This is a genomic window from Streptomyces sp. NPDC048659, from assembly GCF_040650575.1.
GTDB lineage: Bacteria > Actinomycetota > Actinomycetes > Streptomycetales > Streptomycetaceae > Streptomyces.
Genome location: NZ_JBEZHM010000134.1, coordinates 1 through 3,864, shown reverse-complemented (window position 1 = coordinate 3,864; position 3,864 = coordinate 1). Strand labels below are relative to the sequence as shown.

The window sequence follows — 3,864 nt, the reverse complement described above, 5'->3', positions numbered from 1 at the left end:
GACCATGGCAGCCGGTGGGCCGGTTGCCATAGGTAAAGACGTAGGTCGTGAGCTTGCCGACGGCCCGCCGTGCCGGTCGACCGGCACGACGCCGAGGGCGCGGTAGTAGCGCGCCATGAGCCGCCCCTTGAGGCCGGGGCCGGTGAAGTACTCCTTCTTGCCGAGGATGACGACCCGGCGGGGCACCGCGGCGTAGAGGAAGAACGTGTCGCAGGCGGCCAGGTGGTTCCCGGCCAGGAGGACGGGGCCGGACACAGGGAGGTGCTCCAGGCCGGTGACCGTGGTGGGGCAGTGGACGCGGCCGATCAGCCGCATGACGGCCCGCGCGGCGCGATAGGTGAGGTGCGGCGGCCGGAACCTCACGAGGCGTCCACGGCCGGGGCCAGCTCGTCGATCGCGCGCAGCCACAGGTCGGCCAGCTTCTCGGCGGCGGGCAGCGCGGTGTCCGCGGTGAACGAGCAGACGGCCTCCTGCCGCCACAGGGTGAGCGCCGGCTGGTACGGGAAGGGTGCCGGGAGGCAGTGCAGGTTGGTGAACCGGCGGGCGCGCAGGCCGGCGAAACCGACGTCGGCGGTGAATCCCAGGACGGTGGACTGCAGACCCGCGCGGGCGAACATCCGCCCGGAGAGGGCCTGGACGCCGGCGGGGCCGAGCCGCTCCATGGCCTTCCCCATGGCCCAGCGGACCCCTGGGTCGCCGAGTCCGCCCGTACGGCCCGAGAGGATCCTGGCGCGCTCGGCGAGGTCCCGTGTCTTCCAGGGAAGGCCGACCAGGGCGAGCGCGAAGCGGTTTCCGGCGTACGGGGTGACGCCGACCTGGTCCAGGGAGACGGGCACGACGACGCCGCGGCTCCGCCCCCGTTCCGTCGTCCAGCCCGTGGGGTCGGCCGCTTCGGCGACCCGGCTCAGCGCGGCGAGATGGAGGTCGAGGACGGAGCAGTCCAGCGCCCGGGCCGCCGCGCGGAGGCGTCCGACGGGTACCACGGCCGTGGTCACCACCCGCCGGTTGTCGGGCGCCCCGGCCAGCAGCGGGCGTCGCGGTGGCCGGGCCGCCAGCAGCCGGGCGGTGGCCGCCGCCACGCGCAGGCGGCCACGGAGGCGGGTGCCCGCGCCGGGGCGCTCCTTGTGGCGTTCTGGCTGCCGTGCCGCCGTCGCGGCCGGGTCGGTCAGGGCGAACAGCAGGCGGATCAGCCGCATGAGGCTGACGCCGTCGTGCAGCGCGTGGTGGGCGCGGTAGCACAGCAGGTATCCGTCCCCGTCCGCGCCGCCCACCAGCCGCACCTCCCAAGGGCGTTGCGCGCACCCGAGGGCCGGGGCGTTGACCAGGGCGTCGTACGCCCGGGTCCACTGCCCGGACCGGCAGCCGGGGACCCGGAGTTCGCCCACGTGGTCGGCGAGGTGCCCGGCGCAGTCCGACAGGACCGGCAGCGACGGGAGGCGCCTCCGGACGTGGTCCAGCACCGCGGTGGTGTCGGGGCGTGGGCCCTGGAACTCCATGACCGCGCCGATGTGCAGGTAGTGGACGGACTCGTCCATGCCACGGATCGTCAGATCGAGCGCGGGGTAGGCGGTGTCCGCGGGCGGCATCCTGTTCTTCCTCACTCGCCCGGTGCCGTCTCGGGCCACACGACGGTGGTGGCGCCCCAGGTCAGACCGGCGCCGAAGGCGGCGATCACGAGGCGGGCGCCCGGGGTGAGGGAACCGTTCCCGACCGAGTGGTCGAGCAGCAGCGGCACCGATGCCGCGGAGGTGTTGCCGACGTGCTCGATGTTCGTGAGCCATCGTTCCTGCGGAACGGCGAGACTGGTCGCCAGGGCCTGGGAGATACGGGCGTTCGCCTGGTGCGTGGCGATGCGGTCGACGCTCGGCAGATCCCAGCCGGCCTTGTCCGCGGCGTGGCGGATCGCCCCGCCCATGCGCTCGACCGCGTTCCGGAACACCTGGCGGCCGTCCATGCGGAGGTACGGAGCCGACTGGCCGTCGGGGTAGGCGTACCGGGTCCGGGACCCGCCCAGCGGGGTGCCCACCAGGTCCACGCCGGTGCCGTCACTGCCCAGCACGAAGGGCCCGAAGGCCCCCGGCTCGTCGGGGTGGCCCGCGCGCAGGACGGCCGCCCCCGCTCCGTCACCGAAGACCAGGGCCGTGTTCCGGTCCTCGGGGTTGGTGACGGCGGACAGCGTCTCCGCGCCGATCACGAGCACCCGCTCCGCCGTTCCGGTGGCGATGTAGCCCGCCGCCACCGACAGCGCGTACACGAAACCCGAGCAGGCGGCGTTGAGGTCGAGCGCGGCGACGCCGGTCAGTCCGAGGCGGGAGGCGACCTCGGGAGCGCACGAGGGCGTCACCCGGTCGGGTGTCGTCGTGGCCAGTAGTACGGCGTCGACCTGACCGTGCCCCTGCGACTTCAGGGCCCGCGCTCCCGCCTCCACGGCCATCTCGACCGTCGCCGTCCCCGGGTCCGCGCGGCGCCTGGCGCGGATTCCCGTGCGCTGGTGGATCCAGTCGTCGGTGACCCCCAGCACGCGCGCGACGTCCTCGTTCGGCACGCGCGTGGGCGGCAGGTACGAGCCCAGGCCGCACAGCACCGGCACAGGGGCGGCGGTGCCGCGTCCGGCCGTCATCGGGCGGCGGGCTGCTGTCGGCGCCGTTCGATCAGCGCGGCCACGTCACCGATCGTGGCGCACGCGGCGATCTCGTCCTCGTCGACCACGACGGCCCACTGCTCCTGCGCGATCATGGCCAGCTCCGTCACGGCCAGGGAGTCCAGGCCCACGGTCTCCGGCGACGCGTCGGCGGTCACCGCGCCCTCCGGCAGCATGAGCCGGTTCACCAGCGTTTCCTTCAGCCACTCGTACACGGTTCTCCCCAGTACTGGTCTGTGTCCGTCACCGCGGAAGCGCGGCATCGGGCCAACGTTCCAGACGGCGGACGCGGGGAGGGCTCGGCGGACACTCGAAGGAGTGAAGGACCGCGGGGGATTCCCCCGATCGGCGTACGGCGACGTGGGGCCGGGGAAACGGGCCGCAAACGTGCTGGTAGGGGCGGTGGACGGCGGGGCGCGGGGCCCGGGTGTGAGATTCCCGCCCGGGGGGTGCGAACGGGCGGGAATCCCCGGGGAGAGGCGGCCGGCGCCGTGGATCGTCTCTTCAGAGTGGTGATCGGCTTCTCTAGATTTATGGCCATGACGACGACATCGACGCAGGTCAGCACCCCGAACGCAGTCCTCCGCACCCCGCCGGCGAGCCCCGCCGCCGCGGCCGCCTACTTCTCCGCGAGCCTCGCTTTCCACGCCGACGTCTCGGACGTGGCCTCCTCCCTCGCCGCCGGCGGCGACCCCGGTTTCGTGGTGCTGGACTCGCGCTCCACCGCCTCCTGGGACCAGGGGCACGTGCCCGGCGCCGTGCACCTGCCGACCGCGCTCATCGCCGAGCAGGCCGAGCAGCTCCTGGACAAGTCCGTCCCGGTCGTCACGTACTGCTGGGGCCCCGGCTGCAACGGCGCCACCCGTGCCGCGCTCGCCCTCGCCCAGCTGGGCTTCCAGGTGAAGGAGATGCTGGGCGGCTTCGAGTACTGGGTGCGCGAGGGCTTCGCGTACGAGACCTGGGAGGGCGGCGCGAAGAAGGACGCCGACCCGCTGACCGTGCCCGTCGACTCGGACGACTGCGGCTGCTGAGGAAACGGATTTCGGTTTCCGCCACCCATGCCGTAGAGTCATATTCACCGACGCGGGGTGGAGCAGCTCGGTAGCTCGCTGGGCTCATAACCCAGAGGTCGCAGGTTCAAATCCTGTCCCCGCTACTCAGTAGCCAGAAGGCCCGGATCCGGAAACCCTCGGCCTCTCCCTGCTCCTCGGCGTGCCGCTCGC

5 protein-coding genes and 1 tRNA gene are annotated in these 3,864 nt (G+C 73.3%); 2 read left to right on the top strand and 4 right to left on the bottom strand.

The window, feature by feature from the left end:
* From AB0C99_RS39565 to AB0C99_RS39550, 4 genes are all read right to left on the bottom strand, one after another.
* A partial coding sequence (locus tag AB0C99_RS39565) for a lysophospholipid acyltransferase family protein (protein ID WP_362485338.1) occupies window positions 1-363 on the bottom strand: 363 nt, incomplete at its 3' end.
* Window positions 360-1,586 carry a wax ester/triacylglycerol synthase domain-containing protein gene (locus AB0C99_RS39560; protein WP_362485336.1) on the bottom strand — a complete coding sequence of 409 codons (1,227 nt, stop codon included), beginning with the start codon at window positions 1,584-1,586 and terminating at the stop codon, window positions 360-362. The genes AB0C99_RS39560 and AB0C99_RS39565, both read right to left, overlap by 4 nt.
* 11 nt (window positions 1,587-1,597) lie before the next feature.
* Window positions 1,598-2,620, bottom strand: coding sequence for a beta-ketoacyl-ACP synthase III (locus AB0C99_RS39555; RefSeq protein ID WP_362485334.1), 1,023 nt, complete (start codon window positions 2,618-2,620; stop codon window positions 1,598-1,600).
* Window positions 2,617-2,856: an acyl carrier protein gene (locus AB0C99_RS39550; protein ID WP_362485332.1), complete on the bottom strand. Its 240-nt coding sequence runs from the start codon at window positions 2,854-2,856 to the stop codon at window positions 2,617-2,619. Before AB0C99_RS39550 ends, AB0C99_RS39555 begins: the two co-directional genes overlap by 4 nt.
* 318 nt (window positions 2,857-3,174) lie before the next feature.
* Here AB0C99_RS39550 and AB0C99_RS39545 point away from each other — a divergent pair, with 318 nt between their 5' ends.
* Together AB0C99_RS39545 and AB0C99_RS39540 are read left to right on the top strand one after the other, a co-directional pair.
* Window positions 3,175-3,672 (top strand): rhodanese-like domain-containing protein, encoded by a 498-nt coding sequence (locus AB0C99_RS39545; RefSeq protein ID WP_362485330.1) that lies wholly within the window; start codon window positions 3,175-3,177, stop codon window positions 3,670-3,672.
* A gap of 51 nt (window positions 3,673-3,723) precedes the next feature.
* A tRNA-Met gene (locus tag AB0C99_RS39540) sits at window positions 3,724-3,797 on the top strand.
* Window positions 3,798-3,864 lie beyond the last annotated feature (67 nt).